Source organism: Deltaproteobacteria bacterium (assembly GCA_016875395.1).
Lineage (GTDB): Bacteria > Myxococcota_A > UBA9160 > UBA9160 > UBA6930 > VGRF01.
This window is the reverse complement of record VGRF01000081.1, coordinates 1-1,448: the sequence shown is the minus strand read 5'-3', so window position 1 is coordinate 1,448 and position 1,448 is coordinate 1. Positions and strand designations below refer to the sequence as shown.

Sequence of the window (1,448 nt, the reverse complement as noted above, 5' to 3'; positions counted from 1 at the left end):
GGGGATGTCCCGGAGCGTGTTGATTTGACGAGTTGAAGAAGTGGCGGTTCCATCCGCTGTCCCCCGAAGGGACGGTGGTCGCCAAACCAAAAACGAAAGGAACCGCCGTGAAGGACTCTGCCAGAAACTCGACCGCTCTTCGAGCCCCCGTCGTGTCCGTCCAGATCCCGCTGCCCGTCCTGGAGTCCCTGCAGGCCGCGCAGGGCGACCTCTTCGCGCTCTTCGTCGACACGGGTCGTGAGGTGCTGCGGGCGATGATGGAGCAGGACCGCGTCGCCCTGTGCGGCCCGAAGGGTAAGCGCCTTCCCGAGCGCGCGGCGGTGCGGGCCGGAAGCGTCCCGAGCGAGGTGACGCTCGGTGGCCAGCGGATCGCGATGCGCAGGCTCCGCGCCCGCAGCGCCGACGGCGAACTCGTGCTGCCGAGCTTCGCGTTTGCGGCCGACCGCGACCCGCTCGACCGGCGCACGTGGCGCGCGATCGCGCGCGGCGTGTCGACGCGTGGCTACCGCGACGTCGTCGACCCGCTGCCCGCGCCGGAGGTCGGACGCGCGATCTCGAAGAGCGCCGTGTCGCGGCGCTTCGTCGCGCTCTCGACCGAGCGCCTGCGCGAGCTGACCGAGCACCCGATCGGCGATCTCGGCATCCGAGCCGTGCTGATCGACGGCATCGTGTTCCACGACCACACGATCCTGATCGCTCTCGGGGTGACGGCGGACGGCAAGAAGCACGTGCTGGCGCTGCGTGAGGGCGCGACCGAGAACGCCACCGTCGCCAAGGCGCTGCTCGCCGATCTCATCGACCGCGGCCTGAGCACAGAGCAGGCGACGCTCTTCGTGATCGACGGCTCCAAGGCGCTGCGCAAGGCGATCCGCGACGTCTTCGGACCGCTCGGCATCGTCCAGCGCTGCCAGGTGCACAAGCAGCGCAACGTCCTCGAGCACCTTCCCGAGAACGTCCGGCCGCGCGTGCGCCGCGTCCTGCGCGCGGCCTGGGAGATGAACGACGCAGCGATCGCCGAGCGCCGCCTCCGTGCGCTCGCGGGCTCGCTCGAGCGCGATCACCCCGGTGCGGCGTGTTCGCTGCTCGAGGGCCTCGCCGAGACGCTCATGCTACAGCGCCTCGGCGTCCGAGGTGCCCTCTACCGGACGCTGCGCAGCACGAACGCGATCGAGAACCTGAACGGCGGCATCGGCCGCTTCACGCGCAACGTGAAGAACTGGCAGGGTGGCGCGATGCTGCTGCGCTGGGTCGGCGCAGCGGTCGTGCGCGCCTCGGTCGGCTTCCGCCGCGTGCGCGGTCACGCCGACATGTCGAAGCTGAACGCCGCCCTCGATCGCGCCATCAAGCACAACACTCTTGACCGTCAGCAGAAAGCCGCGTAGGAACCGTCAACCCGCGAGACCGCCGCTTCGATCACGCGAAGATCAACAGCGTACGGGACATCCCCC

At 69.8% G+C, this 1,448-nt stretch carries 1 protein-coding gene; it reads left to right on the top strand.

Translation table 11 applies throughout. The annotated features are described in order from the left end of the window. Positions 1-152: 152 nt before the first annotated feature. Positions 153-1,382, top strand: coding sequence for an IS256 family transposase (locus FJ091_22215; protein MBM4386064.1), 1,230 nt, complete (start codon positions 153-155; stop codon positions 1,380-1,382). Positions 1,383-1,448 lie beyond the last annotated feature (66 nt).